The 22,905-nt window shown below is 29.4% G+C and carries 20 protein-coding genes and 1 other annotated feature (1 of these 21 running past the window's edge); of the genes, 14 read left to right on the top strand and 6 right to left on the bottom strand.

Going from position 1 to position 22,905, the window contains the following annotated elements; genetic code table 11:
- The first annotated feature begins 241 nt into the window (after positions 1–241).
- Together KPL37_RS07220 and truA are read left to right on the top strand one after the other, a co-directional pair.
- The gene (locus tag KPL37_RS07220) at positions 242–1,780 is read left to right on the top strand and encodes a YiiX/YebB-like N1pC/P60 family cysteine hydrolase (RefSeq protein WP_216147224.1); all 1,539 of its coding nucleotides are present in this window, start codon (positions 242–244) and stop codon (positions 1,778–1,780) included.
- 83 nt (positions 1,781–1,863) lie between these two features.
- Complete coding sequence (truA, locus tag KPL37_RS07215) at positions 1,864–2,601, top strand: tRNA pseudouridine(38-40) synthase TruA (protein WP_216147221.1); 738 nt, start codon at positions 1,864–1,866, stop codon at positions 2,599–2,601.
- A 96-nt stretch (positions 2,602–2,697) separates the two neighbouring features.
- Here truA and KPL37_RS07210 read toward each other — a convergent pair whose 3' ends face one another.
- Together KPL37_RS07210 and KPL37_RS07205 are read right to left on the bottom strand one after the other, a co-directional pair.
- Positions 2,698–2,883: a hypothetical protein gene (locus KPL37_RS07210; RefSeq protein WP_216147218.1), complete on the bottom strand. Its 186-nt coding sequence runs from the start codon at positions 2,881–2,883 to the stop codon at positions 2,698–2,700.
- Positions 2,884–2,994: 111 nt separating this feature from the next.
- Positions 2,995–3,855 (bottom strand): putative ABC transporter permease, encoded by an 861-nt coding sequence (locus KPL37_RS07205; protein WP_216147215.1) that lies wholly within the window; start codon positions 3,853–3,855, stop codon positions 2,995–2,997.
- Between the two features lie 287 nt (positions 3,856–4,142).
- On the opposite strand from KPL37_RS07205, the gene KPL37_RS07200 reads away from it, so the two are divergent.
- From KPL37_RS07200 to KPL37_RS07150, 11 genes are all read left to right on the top strand, one after another.
- Positions 4,143–4,718: a nucleoside recognition domain-containing protein gene (locus KPL37_RS07200; protein WP_216147212.1), complete on the top strand. Its 576-nt coding sequence runs from the start codon at positions 4,143–4,145 to the stop codon at positions 4,716–4,718.
- A 70-nt stretch (positions 4,719–4,788) separates the two neighbouring features.
- Positions 4,789–5,307 carry a spore maturation protein gene (locus KPL37_RS07195; RefSeq protein WP_216147304.1) on the top strand — a complete coding sequence of 173 codons (519 nt, stop codon included), beginning with the start codon at positions 4,789–4,791 and terminating at the stop codon, positions 5,305–5,307.
- Positions 5,308–5,843: 536 nt separating this feature from the next.
- Complete coding sequence (gene metG / locus KPL37_RS07190; protein ID WP_216147209.1) at positions 5,844–7,784, top strand: methionine--tRNA ligase; 1,941 nt, start codon at positions 5,844–5,846, stop codon at positions 7,782–7,784.
- Positions 7,785–7,831: 47 nt separating this feature from the next.
- Positions 7,832–9,349, top strand: a complete 1,518-nt coding sequence (locus KPL37_RS07185) for a DUF445 family protein (protein WP_216147206.1) — start codon at positions 7,832–7,834, stop codon at positions 9,347–9,349.
- A 222-nt stretch (positions 9,350–9,571) separates the two neighbouring features.
- A complete protein-coding gene (locus KPL37_RS07180; RefSeq protein WP_216147301.1) occupies positions 9,572–10,339 on the top strand; it encodes a TatD family hydrolase in 768 nt (255 codons plus the stop codon).
- Between the two features lie 269 nt (positions 10,340–10,608).
- Positions 10,609–11,646 (top strand): resuscitation-promoting factor, encoded by a 1,038-nt coding sequence (locus KPL37_RS07175; protein WP_216147203.1) that lies wholly within the window; start codon positions 10,609–10,611, stop codon positions 11,644–11,646.
- Between the two features lie 198 nt (positions 11,647–11,844).
- Positions 11,845–12,408, top strand: a complete 564-nt coding sequence (gene rnmV, locus KPL37_RS07170) for a ribonuclease M5 (protein ID WP_216147200.1) — start codon at positions 11,845–11,847, stop codon at positions 12,406–12,408.
- Positions 12,389–13,225: a 16S rRNA (adenine(1518)-N(6)/adenine(1519)-N(6))-dimethyltransferase RsmA gene (gene rsmA, locus KPL37_RS07165; RefSeq protein ID WP_216147198.1), complete on the top strand. Its 837-nt coding sequence runs from the start codon at positions 12,389–12,391 to the stop codon at positions 13,223–13,225. The genes rnmV and rsmA overlap by 20 nt, the downstream gene beginning before the upstream one ends.
- A 77-nt stretch (positions 13,226–13,302) precedes the next feature.
- Complete coding sequence (locus KPL37_RS07160) at positions 13,303–14,637, top strand: DUF7922 domain-containing protein (RefSeq protein WP_216147195.1); 1,335 nt, start codon at positions 13,303–13,305, stop codon at positions 14,635–14,637.
- A 110-nt stretch (positions 14,638–14,747) separates the two neighbouring features.
- Positions 14,748–15,332: a hypothetical protein gene (locus KPL37_RS07155; RefSeq protein ID WP_216147192.1), complete on the top strand. Its 585-nt coding sequence runs from the start codon at positions 14,748–14,750 to the stop codon at positions 15,330–15,332.
- Between the two features lie 168 nt (positions 15,333–15,500).
- Positions 15,501–16,259 carry a prolipoprotein diacylglyceryl transferase gene (locus tag KPL37_RS07150; protein WP_216147189.1) on the top strand — a complete coding sequence of 253 codons (759 nt, stop codon included), beginning with the start codon at positions 15,501–15,503 and terminating at the stop codon, positions 16,257–16,259.
- 52 nt (positions 16,260–16,311) lie between these two features.
- On the opposite strand, the gene KPL37_RS07145 is transcribed toward KPL37_RS07150, so the two are convergent.
- The 3 genes from KPL37_RS07145 to KPL37_RS07135 all read right to left on the bottom strand — a co-directional run bounded on the left by KPL37_RS07145 (position 16,312) and on the right by KPL37_RS07135 (position 17,822).
- Positions 16,312–16,491 (bottom strand): DUF3006 domain-containing protein, encoded by a 180-nt coding sequence (locus KPL37_RS07145; RefSeq protein ID WP_216147186.1) that lies wholly within the window; start codon positions 16,489–16,491, stop codon positions 16,312–16,314.
- Between the two features lie 306 nt (positions 16,492–16,797).
- Positions 16,798–16,998 carry a cold-shock protein gene (locus tag KPL37_RS07140; RefSeq protein ID WP_216147183.1) on the bottom strand — a complete coding sequence of 67 codons (201 nt, stop codon included), beginning with the start codon at positions 16,996–16,998 and terminating at the stop codon, positions 16,798–16,800.
- Positions 16,999–17,183: 185 nt separating this feature from the next.
- Complete coding sequence (locus KPL37_RS07135; protein WP_216147181.1) at positions 17,184–17,822, bottom strand: MBL fold metallo-hydrolase; 639 nt, start codon at positions 17,820–17,822, stop codon at positions 17,184–17,186.
- A gap of 321 nt (positions 17,823–18,143) precedes the next feature.
- Between KPL37_RS07135 and KPL37_RS07130 the strand changes: the two genes are divergently transcribed.
- The gene (locus KPL37_RS07130; RefSeq protein ID WP_216147178.1) at positions 18,144–19,931 is read left to right on the top strand and encodes an N-acetylmuramoyl-L-alanine amidase; all 1,788 of its coding nucleotides are present in this window, start codon (positions 18,144–18,146) and stop codon (positions 19,929–19,931) included.
- Positions 19,932–20,189: 258 nt separating this feature from the next.
- On the opposite strand, the gene KPL37_RS07125 is transcribed toward KPL37_RS07130, so the two are convergent.
- A complete protein-coding gene (locus tag KPL37_RS07125) occupies positions 20,190–22,088 on the bottom strand; it encodes a type I glutamate--ammonia ligase (protein WP_216147298.1) in 1,899 nt (632 codons plus the stop codon).
- 602 nt (positions 22,089–22,690) lie between these two features.
- Positions 22,691–22,905: a binding site (T-box leader), on the top strand; it runs 3 nt beyond the window's last position.

Raw genomic sequence — 22,905 nt, 5'->3', positions numbered from 1 at the left:
ACATTGAAAATTTGAAAAAGGTAAAATAAAATAGAAATATTCAATTATATAATTTATATATTAAAGGAATAGCGAGTTCTATGGTATAATAATATTTAATTGACAAACTCAATTTATGGGCGGAGTATGTACCTAATTGAATTTATAGCTATATTAATAATATAAATCATTTTTTTATCTGCACATGTAGATTTAAATTAAATGCTAATTTAAAAATGAATATGGAATCGAGGATAATTATATGGGCTTAGTTCATAGAACAGTTAATGAGGAAATAAAAAAATCCTTAGAGCTTATAAAAGAATTAGAACATGTGATGAGTGAGATTCAAAGTAATGAAAGCCTATTTATTTCAAATATTCAAAATATGTCATTAGTCGATAAACAAAATATATTAGATAAATGGATTAGTTACGTAAGATGTTATAATGAATTAAATGATATTAGAGAAAGATATAAAAATAAGCTTTTACTTAAGAATACTTCAAATTCTCATAATAAGTATAAAAATATTTTATTAATTTATGCATCAACTATAGCAATACGTAAAAACTCTGTTTTGCTTGTGGGTGTCATAGAGAAAAATAAGTATTTGGAGTCAATGCTAAATGAACCTAGGGCTGAATACAACATTAATAAAAAACAATATTACTATATTACTCAAGAAATTACGGAAATATCTTATATGATATCTTTGTATAGAAATAAGCATTATTTTGATTTTAATGTTAATTACTATAAGGTTTATGAATTGGAAAGAGATGAGACTGAAGCGCAATTATTAGATTATGCAAGTTATAATTATTTGAACGTTATTAAACTTGTAAGGAATCATAGAAATATTGTTAAAAATAATATGATTGATTTTTTTGGGAAAAATGTTTTTGATTTTTGGTTCCCATTTCAAAAATGGGTTGCTATAAGTATCACCGGAGTTGATTACTCTAGTAGAAAAGAAAAATATATTAGTAATGAAGATATCAATATTTTTAAAGAGGAATTGGTACCAGGAGATATTCTTTTAAAAAGAAATAATTACCAGCTAACGAATATGGGACTTCCAGGATTTTGGACTCATACTGGTATTTATATAGGTTGTTTGGAAAAATTGGACAAGTATTTTGGTGATATGCTATTAGGGGATTGCTTGTGTGTTTCGGAGTATGTAAAGGTGATTTATCCCAAAGTATATGAGAGTTTAAGGGTGAAAGATGGAGATAATAGAGACTATATTATAGAAGTTATTGCTCCAGGTGTTGTAATAAATACTCTAGATGCTATTGCAAAAGTAGATTATTTTTCTGCTCTGCGTCCAAAACTATCAAAAGAAGATAAACTAAAGGCTTTATTTACGGCTTTTGAATCTTTAGGAAAGGCATATGATTACAATTTTGACATTATGACAGATAACGCATTATTTTGTAGTGAATTAATTTATAAATCATATTTAAGTTCGAGTAATAAAAAAGGAATTACATTTGATCTTCAGCCTAAAGCTGGAAGATTATTACTTTCACCTAATAGTATTATTAAAAAATTTGATGTCGAATTTAATACTGAAAATGCAGAATTTGATTTTGTAGTATTTTATGATGGTAATGAAAGAGAAGGAAAGGCTATAAGGAGAAATGCAACTGATTTAAAAAACACTTGGAAATTATCTAGGTGGAAGATGGTAAAACGTAGAGTTTTTTTAGATACGGAAACAAGATATCCTATAGTAAAATTAAGTTTAGTTTTGTCAAAACTTAAAATTAAATTATATGGTATGTTTTATTAATAAAGATATATGTATATAATATAAGTAGTGGATTAAAAATATTAGATTAAATTCTAAAATAGAAAGTAGGATAAATAATAAATATGAGAAATATAAAAATTGTAATTGAATATGATGGTACTAGGTATAAAGGATGGCAAAGACTTGGAGATAGTGATAATACAATCCAGCACAAAATAGAAGCAGTTTTGAGTAAGATGGCAGAAGAAAATATTGAAATTACTGCTTCAGGAAGAACTGATGCGGGAGTACATGCATCAAACCAAGTTGCAAATTTTAGAACAGAATGTACAATGCCAACACATAAAATGCGTAGTTATTGTTATGAATATTTACCAGAAGATATTGTAGTGAAGAGTGTAGAGGAAGTAGATCTTAATTTTCATGCAAGATATAATGCTAAGGTTAAAAAGTATATATATAATATCTGCAACAATAAAGTTCATGATGTATTTACCAGAAAATATGATTATCATGTGCCATTACCTTTAAATATCGATAAGATGATGAAAGCAGCAGAAATTTTAATAGGAGAACATGATTTTCAAAGCTTTACAACACTTAAAACTAAGAAAAAATCTACTGTAAGAACTATTTACACAATAAATATTGTAAATGAAGATGGAAATATAGAAATTAGTGTTCAAGGAAATGGATTTATGAAGAACATGGTAAGAATAATAGTTGGGACACTTGTTGAGGTAGGACTTGGTGAGCGAGATGCAAATGAGATTAGTGATATATTAGATAGAAAAGAAAGAAAATATTCGGGACATATTGCACCAGCCAAAGGATTGTTTTTAGATGAAGTAGATTATTAAAAATTAATTTAATTTAATAAATTTATAAAACAAAAGCGACACATAAGTATTAACTTATGTGTCGCTTTTGTTTTATTATTATAAAGGCAACAGTAACTATAAAATACCTTCATTTTTTAAGATACTTTCAATTTTATCAACTTTTTTAGAAAGCGTATAAAAACTTTCTTTTAATATATTTTTTGAGATAGGAGTTTCTTTTATACTTTTTTCTAGCGATTCTATAGTGTCGAGCGCATCATCAATTCCTTGTTGCGCAAGTTTAAGACTATTTTCTTTCATTCTTAGGTCTCCTTTAACTTATGTTATTTTAATATATACAATTGAATCCTAACATTAGTAATTGCTAATTTCAAGCTCTAAATAATTTTTACCTTATTAAAGAGAATAAAATTAACTTTTTTTATCCTTATGAATTATATTTTTAACATTTTTTAAAATAGCATCTAAACCCTTAAATTTAAGGTCTGGAAAGGCTTTTATAAGTCGTGAATATTCGGGATACTTTTTTATAAACAAAGAATCATATTTTATTTTAACTTCTTTTACAATATTCCCGATATTGGATTTTTCTTTACTCATTTTAGTTTCAGAAAGTGCAATTAACTGATCCAATTTAATTCTTAACTCAGGTATATTTTTAGTATTACCTAAATTTGATTTAAAATCTAAAAATTTCTCAGTTAACTCTGAATATGCAGTGATTAATTGGGTTAAAAGAGATTTTAGTTTGAGTATAGTAAGTATAGTAATTATAAAATCTAGAATAAAATATAGTAAAGTGATATAAAAGAGAAATATACCTGGATTTTTAGGTATCAAACCTACTATGTGTTCAATATAGGGATGAAGTACCTTTAGTATTAAAATTGAAATGAATCCCCATAGTATAGAGAATTTTAAGCATATTCTTCCATGAAGATTGTGGGGCTCATCGCTATAATCCCACCAAGTACTATCAAAAGCAGTTTCTAAAACATAGCCTGTTATATACTCGATAATTGAAGTTAAAAATATTGAACCTAAAAAAAGAAATATATAATTATTTTCAATAGGTTTTAGCAAAACAATTATTGACAAGATAGCGAAACCATAAATAGGACAAAAGGGTCCAGTTAGGAAGCCTCTATTAACAAATTCTTTTTTACGAATTGTAGCATATACTGTCTCAAGACACCAGCCCATGAAGGAATAAATAATAAAATAACAAAAAAGTGAAAATACATTAAAATTTAGTAAAGTTATATTAATCATAAATTAACTCCCTTTTGAACTTTGTATATTAAATCATCTCCTGGGTCGCTGAAAAGCTTTGTAGAAGATGCATTAACGACTTCAGAAGGAAATTAATAATTCTACTTATAAAAATAAGAGACTTCCCTTCTGAAATGTCTTTAAACAAGAAAATGATACCACAAAATATATTTTTTTTATAGTATATGAAGTGAACAAAATATTAATATATGCAATTTTATAGAATTAGATACATATACATTAATAAAACAATGATAAATTAAATTTAATATCTAGGAGGAAAATATTTGATAAATATCATATGGTTTTTAATTTTAACACTCGGAATAGTTATTGGAATGCTTAGTGGAAAAGGAGAAATTGTGTCAAAGGCCCTTGTATCATCTACAACTAGCTCTGTAGAACTAGTGATGGGGCTTGTTGGAATGATGTGTCTTTGGTGTGGGATAATGAAAATCGCGCAAAAAAGTGGGCTAACTGATAAATTAGCAAAGGTACTTAGGCCTGTTTTAAAAATGATTTTTAAGGAAACTTCTAAAAACAATAAGGTTATGTCTAGTATTACCATGAATTTAACAGCAAATATGATGGGGCTTTCTAACGCAGCCACTCCATTTGGGATAAAAGCTATGGAAGAGATGCAGAAAATGAATATTAAAAAAGATACAGCTAGCAATGATATGGCTTTATTTTTAGTTTTAAATGCTGCTTGTATTCAGTTTTTACCCACTACAGTAATATCTATAAGAGCGGCATATAATTCCCAAAATCCAGCCATTATTATAGTGCCTGCAATAATTACAACAGGTGTTGCTTCGGTTTTAGGTGTAGTTTATTGTAAAATATTACAAAAATATTTTTAGAAAATTACCTTTTTACGGACAGTGAATCTAAATGGAGAGTGAGTAAAATATGGTTATTATAGGTAACTTGATGTCGTACATGCTTAAGGGAATAATTCCGATTATTATTGCACTCGTGGTAACTTATGGAGTCATTAAAAAAGTTAAGGTTTATGAATGTTTTGTAGAAGGTGCAAAGGATGGAATAACAATTTGCCTAAAAATTTTTCCTTATCTTTTAGCTATGATTATAGCTGTTAATGTTTTTAGAGTTTCAGGGGCTTTAGACTTTTTTATTTGTTTAGTTACACCAATTGTTAAGTTTATAGGGTTACCGCCGGAAATTGTTCCCTTAGTTTTAATAAAACCACTCTCAGGAAGTGGTGCTTTAGGAGTTTTTACTGATATTATAAGGCAATATGGAGCAGATAGTTACATAGGGCGTGTGTCATCTATAATAATGGGTTCAACAGAAACTATCTTTTATACGTTGACAGTATATTTTGGAGCCATAAATATAAAAAAAATTAGGCATACATTACTCGCGGCAATACTCGCAGATATAACAGCAATCATAATGGCCGTTAATTTAGCAAAATTTTTCTTCTAATGATAACTTATATGTAGCTTGCTTATTATAGTATAATTTTATATTTTTAGGATAAAATTATTGACATAGTGATTTATTTGCAATACAATTATTATTGAATAAATGCAATGATGAGAAGAGTAATAAGCTAAAGTGTTAAAAGAGAGCTGTAACTGGTGAAAAGCAGTAGCAAGGTGGTTTATGAATATGGACTCTAAGCAGATTATCCAAATAAAAAGTATAAAAGATTATTGTGATGATAGTTTTTTTATTTGTTTATTAAGATAATACGGTAGCAACCGTTATATTGACAGGTGATGATAGTCACCCATTGAGATCTTTATAGTGATGTAGGGATGAATTAGAGTGGTAAAACGTTAAATACGTCTCTAAACAGAAGGATTTTTCTGTTTAGAGATTTTTTTTATTTACCGGGAAATTAATATTGTGGTTCAAAAGAAGATGAACAGCTTCAAAGAAGATGAATAGCTTCAAAGAAGATGAATAGCACCAAAATTAATTATTAGTAATTTAAATATGAGAGGTAGGAGAAATTTATGAATAAAAAAACTTTTTACATTACTACACCGATTTATTATCCATCAGCAAAGTTACATATCGGAAATACATATACAACGGTTGCTGCAGATGCAATTGCTAGATTTAAAAGGCTTACAGGCTATGATGTAATGTTTTTAACAGGAACAGATGAACATGGTCAAAAGATACAAAGAATAGCTGCGGAAAAAGGGGTTACTCCAAAACAGTATGTAGATAAAGTAGTAGCAGGTATACAAGAATTGTGGAGTATGATGGATATAAGTTATGATAAATTTATAAGAACTACTGACGAATATCATAAAAAGGCTGTTCAAAAATTATTTAAACAATTATATGATCAAGGTGACATATACAAGGGTGCATATGAAGGTTGGTATTGTACTCCATGTGAATCTTTTTGGACAGAAACACAAGCGGTAGATGGAAAATGTCCTGATTGTGGAAGACCTGTGGAGAAAGCTAAGGAAGAAGCATATTTCTTTAAAATGTCTAAATATGCAGATAAACTTATAGAATATATAGAAGCTCATCCAGAGTTCATACAACCAGAATCAAGAAAAAATGAAATGATAAATAACTTCTTAAAACCTGGTCTTCAAGATCTATGTGTTTCAAGAACAACATTTAATTGGGGTATACCAGTAGAATTCGATCCAGGACATGTTATATATGTATGGGTAGATGCATTATCTAACTATATAACTGCCCTTGGATATAATGGCGAGAATACGACTTTATATGATAAATACTGGCCGGCTGATATACATTTAATAGGTAAAGATATATTAAGATTCCATACAATTTATTGGCCAATAATGTTAATGGCATTAGGTCTACCTCTTCCAAAGCAAGTATTTGGTCATGGATGGCTTCTTTTTGATGGTGGAGTAAAAATGTCAAAATCAAAAGGTAATGTAGTAGATCCTGTAATACTAGTTAATCACTTTGGAGTGGATGCAGTGAGATATTACTTACTTCATGAAATACCATTTGGTTCTGATGGAATATTTACTAATGAAATATTCATAAAGAAAACAAATTCAGACCTAGCTAATGATTTAGGTAATTTATTATCTAGAACAGTAACAATGATAGAAAAATATTTTGATGGAGTTATACCAAAACCTAAAGATATAGCTGATGTGGATAATGAACTTATAGAACTTGCTCTTTCAATTCCAGGTAAGGTAGAAAAGGCTATAGATGACCTTAAGATTCCTGAAGCACTTGATCATGTTTGGACACTAATAAGAAGAACTAACAAATATATAGATGAAACAACACCTTGGATACTTGGGAAAGATGAAACGAAAAAGGAGAGACTCGGTACAGTACTTTACAATTTAGTAGAATCATTAAGAATGACATCAGTACTGATTTCAGCATTTTTGCCTACAACTAGTAAAAAAATAAATGCTCAAATAAATGCAAGTGTTACTACTTGGGATAGCTTAAAAACTTTCAATGGAACAATCCCCGGAACAAAAGTTAATAAAGGTGACGTAATGTTCCCAAGAATAGATGTAGAAGCTAAAATAGAGGAGCTTAATGTACTTGTAGAAGAAGCAAGAAAACTAGCGAGTAAACCTACAATGCAGCCAATAAAACAAGAAATTACTATAGAGGATTTTGATAAGATAGATATGAGAGTTGTTAAAGTATTAGAATGCGAACCAGTTAAAAAGACAAAAAAACTTCTTAAGTTAAAAGTAGATTTAGGTGGGGAAGTAAGACAAGTAATTTCGGGAATAGCCCAAAATTATAAACCAGAAGATCTGATTGGAAAGTATGTGGTATTAGTAGCTAATTTAAAGCCTGTTAATTTAAGAGGTGAATTATCACAGGGAATGATAATTGCAGCGTCGACAGATGACGATAGTAAACTATTTGCAATATCTATACCTGGAGAACTACCGACTGGAAGCACAGTAAGATAGCTTTATAATTAGTTATATATTACTGAAAATTATGAGGAGGAAATAACATGAAGTTTATTATAGGTTCCTTAGTTGGAGCTGTTATCGGGTACATAACCAATTGGTTAGCTATAAAGATGCTGTTTAGGCCACATAAAGAAATTAGAATTTTTAATGTTAAAGTACCATTTACCCCAGGACTTATTCCAAAGGAAAAGTCTAGAATTGCAAGGAGCGTAGGTGAGTCTATAGGTAATCATCTTCTAACTAAGGAAACAATCATTAAATCTTTATGCAGTGAAGATATGAATATGCAATTGGATACTTGGGTGAAAAGCAAAGTTAGTACTATGAAAAACAGCAATGCTACGGTAGAAGATGAGCTAAAGGATATATTAGGTGAAGAGTATTGTAATTTCACCAAAGGTACTGTAGGTAACGTTTCAAAATCACTTATAAGCTATATAAATGACGTGGAAGTTAAAAAGGCCATCGCTAAATATGTTTATGCACAGATAATGTCAGAACTAAAGGCAAAACCACAAGCTATTTGTGAAAGCAAATTATATAATTCAATAAAAAATAAAGTACTGAATTTGGTTATCGAATATAAGGATTCAAAAGATTTTCACGAAGAAATTCAAAAAATGTTAAAAGCTAAGGTAGCTAAATTAGTGCTTTTAGACAAAAAATTTGAAGATGTTATACCAAGCGAGATAACAAATAACCTAAAAGTTTATGTCTATGGTAAAAGATATAATATTGCTATGGAAATAAAAAAAATGATTAAAGAAGAAAGGAATAGTAAAAAATTAAAGCAAATTGTTGAGGAAACAATATCTACTAAACTAAGTCCGATGATAGCAATGTTTATCAGTAAGGATAGTATTTTTGAAAAAGTTGTAATTGGTATAGATGAATACTTGGATAATGTAGAAAATCATAATGACATTGCCCTAATCATTAATGATATAATAGACAAATTGCTTAAAAAAACAATATCTAGTGTTGTTTTTGATTTGCCAAAAGAAGGAATTGATGATGTTATAGAGCCATTGATTAATTTATTTACAACAAAAATTGTAGATGAAGAACTTATTATAAGTACTTTTGAAAAGCTTGAGAGTAAGTTTAATAGTTATATATCTGTTGAAGATTTGCTCGAAAAGACAGGGATAGAGTACAAAAATGTAATAGAGGAAATTGTAAATAGTCGAATAAATAGTATGATTGAAAATGATTCTACTAAACTAAAAATCAATGAAATAGTAGGTGTAATGATTAATAAATTGTTACATATAGAGATGAAATCAATATTTAAAGGAAGAGGAGATAAGGTTACTCAATCTGTTTCTAAAGTAGTTGAAAAATCATATAATAAATTCATAGAGAATAAGGCACCAGAAGTAATTGAAGTGTTAAATATAGCTAAGATAGTTGAAGAAAAAATCAATGAATTCGATGTAGCTTTTTCAGAGGAAATTATACTCGAAATTGCTAGTAAAGAGCTTAATGCTATAACTTGGCTAGGGGCATTACTTGGTGCTATTATGGGACTATTATCACCTATACTAGGTTCAATGTAGTACATTATAATCAAAAGTCACTTCCGTTAGGAGGTGGCTTTTAATTATTTTAACGACCAAGGAGATGATTTAATGTTGTATACATCACAGAATCTTGCTAAAAGTTAGATACTAGTGATATAATATCTAACATATATTTGGAGTTTATATTAAATTTATAAGTTCATAGAAAGGATGGTGAAAACTGTTATTAAACTTTCGGTGTTTAATGCAGTAGAAATTATGATATTTGATTCACATGCACATTATGATGATGAGGCTTTTAATGAGGATAGAGATAAGGTAATAATGGGTTTAAATGATAAAGGGGTAATAGGAGTCTTAAATTGCGGGGCATCACTTGAAGGCGCAAGAATGTCAGTACAATTATCCAATAAATATGATTTTATATATTCAGCAGTTGGAATACATCCTGAATATGCAAATATTGTTAATGATGAAGTTATCAAAGAATTAGGAGATTTAGCGCATCAGCCAAAAGTTAGAGCTATTGGCGAAATAGGACTTGACTATCATACAGAAGAAAATCCAGATAGAGAAATACAAAAGGCCGCATTTAAACTTCAAATGGAGCTTGCAAAAAAACTTAAATTACCAGTAGTCATCCATGATAGGGATGCTCATCAAGATACTTTAGATATATTAAAACAATTCCCCGAAGTGATAGGCACAGTTCACTGTTTCTCAGGAAGTGTTGAATTCGCTAGGGAGTGTTTGAAACTAGGCTATTATATAGGGTTTACCGGAGTTATAACATTTAAAAATGCAAAAAAAACAGCAGAGGTTGCAAAAGAGGTACCAATGAATAGGATACTCGTAGAAACAGATTGTCCATACATGGCACCAGTTCCTCTTAGAGGGAAAAGAAACGAATCTGATTATATTAAGTATATAATAGAAAAAATATCAGAAGTTAAGGAGAAAAGTATAAAAGAAATTGAAGATGTAACAATCCATAATATTAAAAATTTGCTAAAAATAGAAAATTAGTGTAGAATAGATAATGTTCAATAAATGGTATAATTTTACAATAAATATTTGTAATTAAAATTAAATGTATAACATATAATTTTAATGGAAAATATTGTTTTCCAGTTTACCCTCAAGACTGGGTTAATTAGTTTATTTTGTAATTGTAATTGTATGCATAATGATGCATTAACAGTCAAAACTTAGAGTATTGGTATGGAAATTTGACATATTTACTGCTTCAAGTTATAATACGCAAGTGCTATTGACTAAGGGAGGGAATTTTTATAATGAAAAACGCGAAAAATAATTTTAAGAACTATTTTTCAAACGGACCCAAGACGGTTTTTGTAGTAATGCTAGTAGTAATGTGCATTACGGTGACTATATTTAACATGAAAAAAGCTATATCTGTTATCGTTGACGGTAAGGCTATACAAGTTGTTACTTTAAAGAGCAATGTTACACAAATACTAAAAAGTAATAATATAGCATTAGGATCAAAGGACCAAATAACAGTTAGTTTAGACAGTAAAGTAAAAGACGGAGATAAAATATATATAAAAAAAGCTATTAATGTTAAAGTAGAAGTTGATGGTAAAAAATACAATATTCTAACTGCTGAAAATACAGTAGAAGATATGCTTAAGGCAGAAAAAATTGTATTAAGTGGAACGGACAAAGTTATTCCATCAAAAAACAATGAGTTAACATCTGGGTTACAAGTGGTAATAACAAGAGTAAACACCAAGACACTTAAAGAGACAAAAGCAATAAATTTTGCAACGGAAATTAAGAATAGCAATGAGTTAAATAAGGGTGCAAAGAAAGTAATTCAAAAGGGTAAAGCAGGTCAGAAAGTTGTAACCTCATCTGTTGTCTATGAAAATGGCAAAGAGATATCGAGAAACTTGATTAGCGAAAAAGTTAAATCAAAGCCTGTTAAACAAATAATTGCATTAGGAACTACTGGCGTTTATACAGCATCTCGTGGGGGAAACGTTCGTTACTCGAGTAAACTGAGTGTAAGGGCAACAGCATATACTGCTGATTATAGTTGTACGGGCAAAGGTCCGGGTGACCCTGGATTAGGTATAACATCTACTGGAGCACGTGCGAAAAGAAATGCTAATGGATATAGTACTATTGCTGTGGATCCTAGAGTTATTCCTTTAGGCACTAAAGTTTATGTAGATGGATATGGATATGCTATTGCAGAAGACATAGGTGGGGCTATAAAGGGTAACCACATAGATTTGTATTTCAGTTCCACTGATGAAATGTGGAGTTGGGGAGCAAGAAATGTTAGTATTTATATTGTGAAATAGGAGCATAAGCTCCTTTTTTTTGTCTTATAGTTTATTATTAATAAGTAAAATGGTATTATAGATACAGTATTAGAAAGAAATACTAAGAGCGTTCATTATTACAATTATATAATAATGGATATTTTCTTAGTTTAGCATAACACTTAAAATGACAGTTATTATTGTGTATCGGTCGCGATAAATAGCAAGGGGGATAATATGATTAAAGAAGTGATAGTAGTTGAAGGAAGAGATGATGTTACAGCTGTTAAAAGAGCAGTAGAGGCTGAACTAATTTCTGTAGGCGGATTTGGAATTAACGAAAAGGTAATTAACAAAATAAGAGAAGCTCAAAAGAGAAAAGGCGTAATAATTTTTACTGATCCAGACTTTGCTGGAGAAAAAATAAGAAGAATTATTACTAAAAGGGTAGCTAATGTAAAGCATGCATACATATCTCAAAAAGAAGGAACTAGAGATGGGGACATAGGCGTTGAAAATGCATCACCTGAAACAATATTAAGAGCGCTCGAGGCTGCTAAGTTTGAAGTACAAGAGAAGAGAAAAGAATTTGATGTGCATGATATGATATTTTTTAAATTAACAGCGGATAGCAAGGCAAGAGAAAGGCGAGATGCCCTAGGAAACAAATTAGGTATAGGATATGGTAATGCTTCACAATTTTTAACTAGGTTAAACAACTATGGAATTGTAAAAGAAGAATTTACAGAGGCATTAGAAAAAATAAACAAGGAGATGAATTATGGCAGATTTGACGATTAGTGAGGTTAGTAAAAAATATGAATTTAGATTTAAAAAAGGTTTGGGTCAGAATTTTTTAATAGATGACTCTGTTCTAGATGATGTTGTAGATGGAGCAGAAGTTAATAACGATGATTTTATTATAGAAATAGGACCAGGATTTGGAACATTAACTAGAGCACTTTTAAGGAGAGCTAAAAGAGTTTGTGCTATAGAACTAGATGATAAACTTTTGCCTATTTTGGAAGACGAGCTTAAAGAGTTCGATAATTTTGAGCTTATACATAATGATGCTTTAAAAGTAGATTTCAATGAATTGATAGGAGATGAAAAATCCGTAAAACTAGTTGCTAATTTACCGTATTACTTAACAACACCTATAATTGTTAATTTACTTACTGGAGGTTATAATTTTAAGTCTTTGACTATAATGATACAAAAGGAAGTTGCTCAGAGGATAGATTCAGAGCCTAATTGCAAAGCTTATGGAGCTTTTTCAATATTAGTTCAGTACTATTGCAACACAAAAATACTTCGCCTTGTGCCGCCAACAGCATTTTTGCCAGAGCCTAAGGTAGAATCTATGGTTATAAGGTTAGATAGACTAAAAGAGCCTAAGGTTAAGGTTAATGATGAAGCTTTATTTTTTTCTATAGTAAGAAAATCTTTTAATATGAGAAGAAAAATTTTATGGAATTCTGTTAAAGATATAGGAATTCCTAAAGAAGAGTTATTAAAGTGTTTTGAAAGAGCAAATATTGATCCTAAAAGAAGAGGAGAGACTTTATCCCTTGCAGAATTCGCATTGCTTTCCGATGAAATAGGATTTATAAAATAAATTTCAAGATATTGTTCATTTTTTATCATACACTTCATATATTATAATGAATAAGTTTTATATGGAGGTAGAAGAAGGTGACACCTAAAAAAAATTATAGTAGGTATTTTATTATATTACAAGAAGATGAAAAAGGCTATTCATTAGAATCTGATAAAATTCCTTCTGGTTATGCAAAACTCGAAATGAAAAACAGTAAATGTAAGATTTCATACTATGTGCAAAACCTAAGGAAAGAAAAACAACCTTATTACATGATTTTAATATGTGGCAAAAAAGATGTAAACAAGATTATAAAAGTTGGTAAATTGAACATAGACGATCATGGTAGGGTAGACATTTTTCATGAATATGATATGGACAATATAGCGGACACTGGTATTAATGCTGAAAAAATTATTGGAGCGGCAATTGTAAAATTCTTAGATAACAATGTAATTTCAATAATGAGCGGTTTTTCAACAACTGAAAAACCAAATGAATGGAAAAACTATAAACTAGCTGATTCTAATAAGGAAACGAAAGAAGCTAGAACAGATGAAGTGAAAAATGAATTTGATGAATATGAACAAAGTATAGAAATAATTAAAGTAAAGAGTGATGAAGCACTCAAACATTTAGAGGTTCAAGAGAAGGTAGATAAAAAAGTAGATGCTGAGCAAAGAATTGAATCTAATGATATTTTACCTATAGAAACACAATTAAATGTAGATCAAATATTAGAAAAGAAAGTAGATATTATGCAAAAAGCTAGTATTGAAAACGCTTCGCTAATAAAAGATCCAAAGAAGACAGAAGATGAAAAAGTACAAATTGATCAAAGAGATAATACTTGTGATATCGAAATCCCAGTGCAAGTAGAAGAAGGTAAACTTAAATCTGATTTTGAAGAAATAATTAGAGATAAAGATAAAAAGTTCTGTAAAGAAAATAAGAAGCAAAAAGAGTATGAGAGTAATAAAAAGGAAAACAATTATTATAAAGCTGAATATCCTAAAGGTGCCATGGGGAATTTCTTCAAGGCGGCAGCGCAAGATTTTGTAGAAGTACCTGATTTTACTAAGGAAATCAAGTGGTGCAAATGGTATAAGGTACCTGTGCATAACTTAGAGAATATGTATGATTTGAGTGATTATAATAAATATACTATAGCGTATTACCCTATGATTTGTTATTACCCATACATTAGAAATTATAAATCTTTTATGCTAGGATACAAATGTGATTCAAGTGGAAAAATGAAATATATAGTTTATGGTATACCTGGAAGCAGAAATAAAGTGCATCAACCTTATGGAGGTAAAACTGGTTTTGTGACTTGGATTGCAGATAAGGGAAGTGATGAAATGGGACATTGGTTAATGTTTTATGATTTCAAAAATTCAACAGTTGTTGTCCCTATAAAAAAGTAATATAGAAAGAACAAAATGTGTGACTATTATTTAGTCACACATTTTATTTTTTTAATATTTTTATACTATTTATCATATAGTATATTAATATTAATATTTGGGGGGAAACATTGAAGATTATATTTGTAAATAGAAAAAAAATTGGGATTATAGTAATAGTTTTTGGACTTATGATTACTCTGCTAGGGATATCAAAACAATTTGATCAAAAGTTAAAAACGACTATTCTTGTAGAAAACAATATTAATTTATTGGATGATTATGTAGCCATAAATGGTAAAATAAATTATAAATTACCTAAGGGATGGACAACAAATGAAAAGAAATTTTCCGGGGACGAGATTCTATACCACAATGATTTTAAGTCTTCCGATGCATTAATTCATGGATTCGTAGAAGTATGGAAAGGTAGAAATGACTTAAAAGCATTTTTAGATAATAGTAAAAGCATATCGGAAGGGCAAAATAAAATTAAAAATTATAAGATAAATGAAATTGCTATTAATGGTAAAAAAACATATGTAGTACAATACTTAATTAATGTATCAGACAACAATTGGTATAAGTCTTATGAATATTTTATTGATGATAAGGAAGAGTTTTATAGATTTTCATTTTTTACAAGAAATGTTGATTTTAAAGAAACATATGGAGCTATTTTTGAAAGCATAGTTGAAACATTAAAAATTAGATAAAATTAATTATATTTGCTTTAAACTTTTTAGTGTATTATAATTTATCTAATAAGATCCAAAGGAATAAAAATATAGGAGAAGCATTATGCTTCTCTTAGTTTTTGTTTTTTAGGTAAATAAAGTAAATTGAATAAAAGCAAAAGTTTTATTATTAAGGGGTGGGGACAAATGAAGCCAATATTATTTGAGTTTTCTTTTGTGAAAATTTATGGATATGGATTAATGATAATGATAGGAATTCTTGCAGCGCTTTGTCTATTATCATATAGAAGTAAGAAAGGACAATATAATGAGGACAATGTTTGGGATATGGCAATACTTTCAATAATTTGTGGGCTAATAGGTGGAAAAGTATTGTACATAATTACAGATATTAAGGAAGTCTTGCAAAATCCTTCAGTATTAAAAAATATTGGAAATGGGTTTGTTATTTATGGAGCTATTTTGGGAGGAATACTGGGTGTTTATATCTATAGCAAAAAAAAGGCTTGGAATACGCTTAGAGTGCTTGACCTATTAGTTCCAAGTTTAGCTCTGGCACAAGGATTTGGTAGGATAGGATGCTTTTTAGCTGGATGTTGCTATGGAAAGGTCACGTCATTACCAATAGGGGTAGAGTTTAATAACTCGCCGTTTGTACCTGCAAATGTACATCTAATCCCAACGCAAATTTATTCTTCAATATTTGATTTTATGTTAGCGTTTTTTTTACTTTGGTATGATAGGTGTGAGCGAAAAAAAGGAAGAGTATTTTCTCTTTATCTTATTATATATAGTATAGGCAGATTTTTAATCGAGTTTTTAAGAGGTGACCCTAGAGGAAGTGTATCTATACTTTCTACATCTCAGTTCATTAGTTTGTTTGTCTTAATTATTGGAATTTTATTATTTAATTTTGAAAGAATAAAAAAAGATGTTTCTAAATAATATAAGAACTGTATTTATAAAAATAAGTACAGTTCATTTTATTGAAGTTTTATTAAAATAGATTAAACATATCATTCTTAAACATATTAGTTAAACTTCCAGTATCTAAATCAATAGTATCTCCTGTTTTTGAATTCCTAGGTAACCTTGTTATGCTTACATCTATAGTAGTTCCATCTTGAAAATTTATAAAAGCATCTGTACTGTTCATATCTATTATTTTTCCAAACATTATAAAAACATCCTTTCATAAATAGCTTTACTATAGTTTTAGCAAAGAACTTTATTATATTCAAAAAGTGAGAATGTTATTATAAATTATATACAGAACTACCCTAAACTATTAGTAAGTATATGTAATAGCTTATTTTGCGTCGTACTTGATTTTAGATGCAATAAGGTACCAATTAACCATACAATTTAATTTGTTGCATGAGATATGATATTGAGCCATGAAAGCCTTACTGTATATTTTTTTAACTAAATTAAAAAACACCTATCACAAAGTGATAGATGTTTTTTATATAATTAATTTGAATTATATTCTAGTAACATTTGAAGCTTGTGGGCCTCTAGCACCAGTAGTGATTTCAAATTGAACTTGTTGTCCTTCTTCTAAAGACTTATATCCGTCTCCTTGAATAGCTGAGAAATGTACGAATACATCCTCTTCTCCTTCAACTGATAAGAAACCAAATCCTTTTTCTGAATTAAACCATTTAACTGTACCTGTTTTCATATAACTTTCCTCCTGAATAAAAAAATTTGCAACATTTGTAACATACTTATCATGATACTACACTTTGGTGCTTTTTTAAATAGATTTTAGAAAAAATAAATATACTTATTGTATTTATACCATATTTTACTAAAGTTATATATTATGTAAATAATTAAGTTAAATAGAAAATATAGATAGTTTATTCACTGTATAAAATTTAATATTTTAACGGCTAGAGAGTCGGTTATTTCATCGTTAATTACTAACGTATTACTACCTATTTTTGTGGCATTTTTCATATACATAAGAAATGTTTCAACACCATCTAAAGGGAAAGACGCCTGTGATGTTTTGTAGTGCATAGGAATAACTATTTTAGGATTTATTTTTTTAGTGACTTGTGAGGCTTCTTTACCGTCTATTGTATAGTTACCACCTACAGGGACAAATAGTATATCTATAGAACCTATAGCGCAAAGATCATCATTTGAAAGAGTATGGCCTAGATCACCTAAATGGCACATGCAGTACCCATCCAATGTAAAGATGAATATTATGTTGTCACCACGTTTTGCACCTTTATTTTTGTCATGATAAGAAGGAATACCTTTTATATATATATCATAAACAGTGGATATACCAATCTTATTTATAATTTTATAATTACCCATAAGCTCTCTAGTATAATTGTGATCGAAATGCTGATGGCTTATAGTGACAATGTCAGGGCTACCTTTATAAACTTCATATCCTAAAGTAGCATCAAATGGATCCGTTAAAATCTTAGTACCTTTTGAATCTTCTAAAAGAAAACATGAATGACCTAGCCAAGTGATTCTCATGTAAATTACTCCTTTTTTAATTGTATTTATTTACATAGATTGAAACCATTATTTAAGTGGAACGTATTTTATAGTGAATGATATTTCATAATACTATTTATAGTATAAATTATGCCACCTTTTGTAGCGAAATACACTATAAAAAATTTATATAAGCAGATTTTCAATAAATAGTTGAAAGAAATTAAAAAAATTATAAATTATTGAGATGAAAATAAAAGTATAGTATGATTAATTGAGAATTAATACCATAATAAAATACATACTTAAAGTTATTTTAATAATTTTATTTAGTAATTATAAGGATTTAGGAGGGGTTATATGAAAAAAATTTTTAAAGCATTTGTAATTATGATTTTAGCTTTAGTTGTGTGTATACCTATGCAAACCATAGTGAAGGCTAGTACAATTACAAATATGGAGTCTAAAAAAGACGTGGTAATTAGTAAACCTTTCACAGTAAGTTTTAATAAGGTTTTAAATGTTAGCACAGTGAATACTACAAACATTAAGGTGCTTTCTGATGATAATAAGTACATAGAAATCAAAGTTAGTTTAGCGATTGGTAATAAAAATGTAGTAGTTGAACCTGTGGAAAATTATGAATACAATAAAAAATACACATTGATTGTAACAAATCAGGTTAAATCCACTGATGGTAAAATCCTTCCTAGTGAAGTTAGAATGGATTTTACTACTAAAAGTGCACCTACAAAACCAAGCGAATTTACTGTATGTATTGATCCAGGTCAGTACTATAAGGTAATTACTGGTGCAAGTGGGGTTAAGGCTAAGGATATAAATTTAAGTACAGCGTTAAAACTTGGTAGTATACTAAAAACAAGAGGATTTAATGTAGTATATACAAGAACTACTGATGCGGTAACTTGGACTCAGAGTGGCGAAGATGCTGCAAAAGCATTAATTGCAAAAAATGCAAATGCTAATATATTTTTAAGTATAAACACTAATTCATATACGGCAGATAGTACTGCTAATGGAATAGAAACATATTACAAATCTGATGTAAGTGCAAATAAGCTTCTTGCGACATCAGTGCAATCTGAACTAATAAAAGCAACACAAGCTAAAGATAGGGGAGCCCAAGTAGGAAGTACTGAAATATTAACTAAGACAAGCTGTCCTACCATAGTTACGGACTTGGGGTTTATAACAAATCCAGGTGAAGAGGCATTATTAATTAGTACACAGTATCAAAACAACGCTGCAAAAGCTATAGCTAATGGATTAATGAATTATGCTGGCTTTGCAAATACCGATACTACTTATGATAATACTTTGAAAATATCTTCAATACCAGATATAGTAGGTAGTGTAACAGTTGGGGATACATATGCATTGCCGAAAACTGTAACCGCAATTATGAGCAATGGTTCAAAACAAACAGTTAGTGTAACATGGCTTAAATCAGTTGCTACAAGCGTTGTAGGCAGTACCACTTACTATGGAACTGTGATTGGAATAGCCACGAATGCAAAAGCTATAATTACTGTAAAAGCTGCAACTATTGCGGCGAAGTATAAAATAGTTTTAGATGCAGGTCATGGTGGAAGTGACCCAGGAGCAATAGGACCGACGGGTGTTTATGAGAGTACAGTAAACCTTGCAATTACTTTAAAAGTAGGAGCAATATTAACTAAAAATAATGTTTACACCGTATATACAAGAACAACGAATGCTATAGCTTATTCAACTGATGAATCTAGAAATCTCCAATTAAGATGTGATATTTCTAATAATGCTAAGCCAAATTATTTTGTATGTATACATGCAAACGCAGCAGATATGACATCGGCTCATGGCACCGAAACTTTTTATTATGCTGGAAATGTAGCTGCATCAAAACTTGCGCAGAATATTCAAACTGAAATAATTAAAGCAACTGCAAGTTATGATAGGGGAATTAAAACTGCTAATGATTATGTTTTTAGAAATAATAGTGCCACAGCTATATTGGTGGAAACTGGATTTATAACTAACCCGTCAGAAGAAAAATTACTAAATAGCTCTGCATACCAAACTAAAGTGGCTAATGCAATTGCAAAGGGAATTCTTAATACTTTAGGAATAACTAATATAAAATATTAATTATTTAAAGGCATAAAGGCATAAAGGCAAAATCATAAAAAACAACCTTAATAGTAAAATCCTATTGAGGTTGTTTTTTTATGATTCATGTTATATAAGTCTAAAACTTATTAATCATCTCCTGGGTCGCTTCAACAGCTTCGAAGAAGATGCATTAACGACTTCAGAAGGAGAATTATATTACCACTGAAGTTTTCTATTTGTTTGGGGATGTAACTCCAACTTATAGAAGTGGGAGACTTTCCTTCTGAAATGTCGTTAAATGTCTAATAAATTCTTTTGATAGTTAGAGTAACAGAATCTAAGCTCTTCAATTTGAGCATCTAATTGTATCTGTAATGTAGAAAGTTCTTCATAATTTTCAACATTAGAAGCTTCTTTTATCTTAGTAAATAGGCTAGTTTTAGAATAAGTATCTTTCATAAGAGAGTGTCTTAGGTCATTAACTTTTTGCCAATTTGCTAAATCTAAATCTAATGCTTTTTCAGCAGTGTGAATCATTTTAAATTTCCTGATTTCTTCTGAATAATTGTTTAACAATCTATTATTTATTTCGGTAACCCATCTAGAGGTTATTGCCATTCTAAAACTATTTATTATACTAGTAGTAAATACGCCACCAGCCTTAAGGATTTCAAGTTTTTCAGGACATTCATCTAGTGCACAAACATTTTCATAAACAGTTTTAGGTGCTTTACCAAAGTAATCTGCGCGTTGCTGTTCTGTATAGTATTCAAATACATCTTCTTCACTTCTATAAGACCTATCTTTTTCTAAATAATCTGCTTCATCTCCTGGTGCCTTAGATAGTTCTTTCAAAAGATCATCTTCAGATTTATTGTTTTTGATTGCATATACTATACCGTCAAGCATACCCATATATAAAGTAGATAAAGCTAGGTAAGTATTAGTATGTGGGCATGGAGCTCTAAGTTCAAATCTTGTAGCAAGTGGATTATCAAGGTCCCTTATTAATGCGAGTAGTATAGATCTATTTCTAGATGGAACATCAACACTGTGACCAAGTGATGTTACTATACATATAGGAGCCTCAAAACCAACTTTTAATCTTCTTAGAGAATCATTTGTTGAAGAAACAAATGGGTTTATTACTTCATAATTCTTAAGTACACCCATTACTGAAGCGTATCCTAAATTACTTAAGAAATGGTTATTATCTGAATTAAATAAATTAACTCTTTTGCCGTTAGTTAATTTAACAGCGATTCCAATATGAGTATGTTCGCCACTGCCGGCTACATCATGTACGGGTTTTGCTAAAAAGTTAACATCTAAACCATTAAGTCTAAAGGTTTCTTTTACTAAATTTCTAATGAATAACTCGTTATCTGCACATTGAAGAGCGTCTGAGTATTTCCAATCTATTTCAAGTTGTTCCATTATATGTGTTAGTGAACCAGCTTCTCCGATTTGAGCTTTTACTCCACCAACTTCTTTATGACCCATTTCAGGTTCAAAACCATACTTTTCCATTAAAAGAAGAGTTTGTTCAAGAGCTGTTCTAACATTTCCTTTAGTTTTACTCCAATACTGTTCTTTTAGTACTTGTGATGTAGATAATTCTTCTATATCTGCTTTATCATTAGGTGTTTTTACCCAAAACTCTAACTCAGTTGCAGATGTGAGCATTAACTTATCAATATCTTTAAATTCAAAATCAAAAGAACTTAAAGCAGATGGATTTTCTTTAAGTAAATCAAGAAGAGTTGTTTTGAAAGTTTCAACGGATTTTTTTAGTATTGATCTTGAATCTACTGCGATTTTATCATGTAATAATGTACATGGAATTTTGAGTGTTCCTATTGGTAATTCTGTTTCTGGGTCAATGTTTTCATAATTGTAATCAATATACCAATTACAATCAGCATCTGCAAGCATATCCAACTTAGCGTTGTTTAGAGTTGCGATACCTGGCAATACTACAGATGAACCATCGGTTTGAATAACACCGTTTTCGAATCCACTGATGTCATCTAAAAATATTTGAATTGGAATTCTCTCGTCAGTGTCATTACCTGATAAGTCAATACCAACAAGGGAAACGAATTTCACCTCGGAGTGTGCAAGTAGGATGTCTTTAATGTCCTTTTCAGAATGTTTTTCTTTAGGAATTACATAAATTAATTTTTTCAAAATAATAGTCCTCCTTTAAATATATATTTAATTGTTAAAAAGTCACTGAAATGACTTATTTGACATTTTTATGAACAAGCTTTTAATGAAATATTTGACTTATTTGTAATAATTCATATACATCAGAGGGTAATAAAAATCCATACTAATACATAACTGAATTTTAGTTGCAAATAAAATGATTTTATTACAAAAATGAAGTTGTGTCAATACAAAACATCAATAATTTAAAATAATTACGAAATAATGACACTATTTTGCAAGTTGACGAAAACACAAATTCATTAAAGAAACAAATTTTAAAACCATTTATATTTTTGTATTACAATAAGGTTCATTTTTAACTAACATTATATCACATATATCTAGGTAAATGTGTTAAATAAATAATCGTGGAATTTATTGTAAGCGTTGCATAATAATACTTTAAGGGTAGAGAGACACTTGTACTAATATAAATCCAAGGCTCCAAATAAATAGCTTTAAATCCATATTAATTGTAAGAAAATTCAAAAAGAAATTGACAACAAAAATTCATTATAATATAATAGTAAGAAGTTATATTAATTTATAATATATTTATATTAATTATTAATTATGACTAATTAATAGCTTTGATTAGGAAAAGTATTTAAACAAGTAACTTAAAGAGAGTGGGAAAGGTGAGAACCCATAGTGAAGGTTTAAAGAAAATCACCTATGAGCTGAGAGCTGAAATTTTAGTAAGCTTATCCGTATTTCTGCGTTAAAGAATAAGGTATAACAGTACTTGATTTTATATATATCATATAGGTGGTTTAGCGAATTTAACTTCGCCCTA

Source organism: Clostridium frigoris (genome assembly GCF_018861865.1).
GTDB classification, from domain to species: domain Bacteria; phylum Bacillota; class Clostridia; order Clostridiales; family Clostridiaceae; genus Clostridium_AD; species Clostridium_AD frigoris.
Note: the sequence above shows the minus strand (reverse complement) of the source record. Positions and strands in the feature narration are given on the sequence as shown.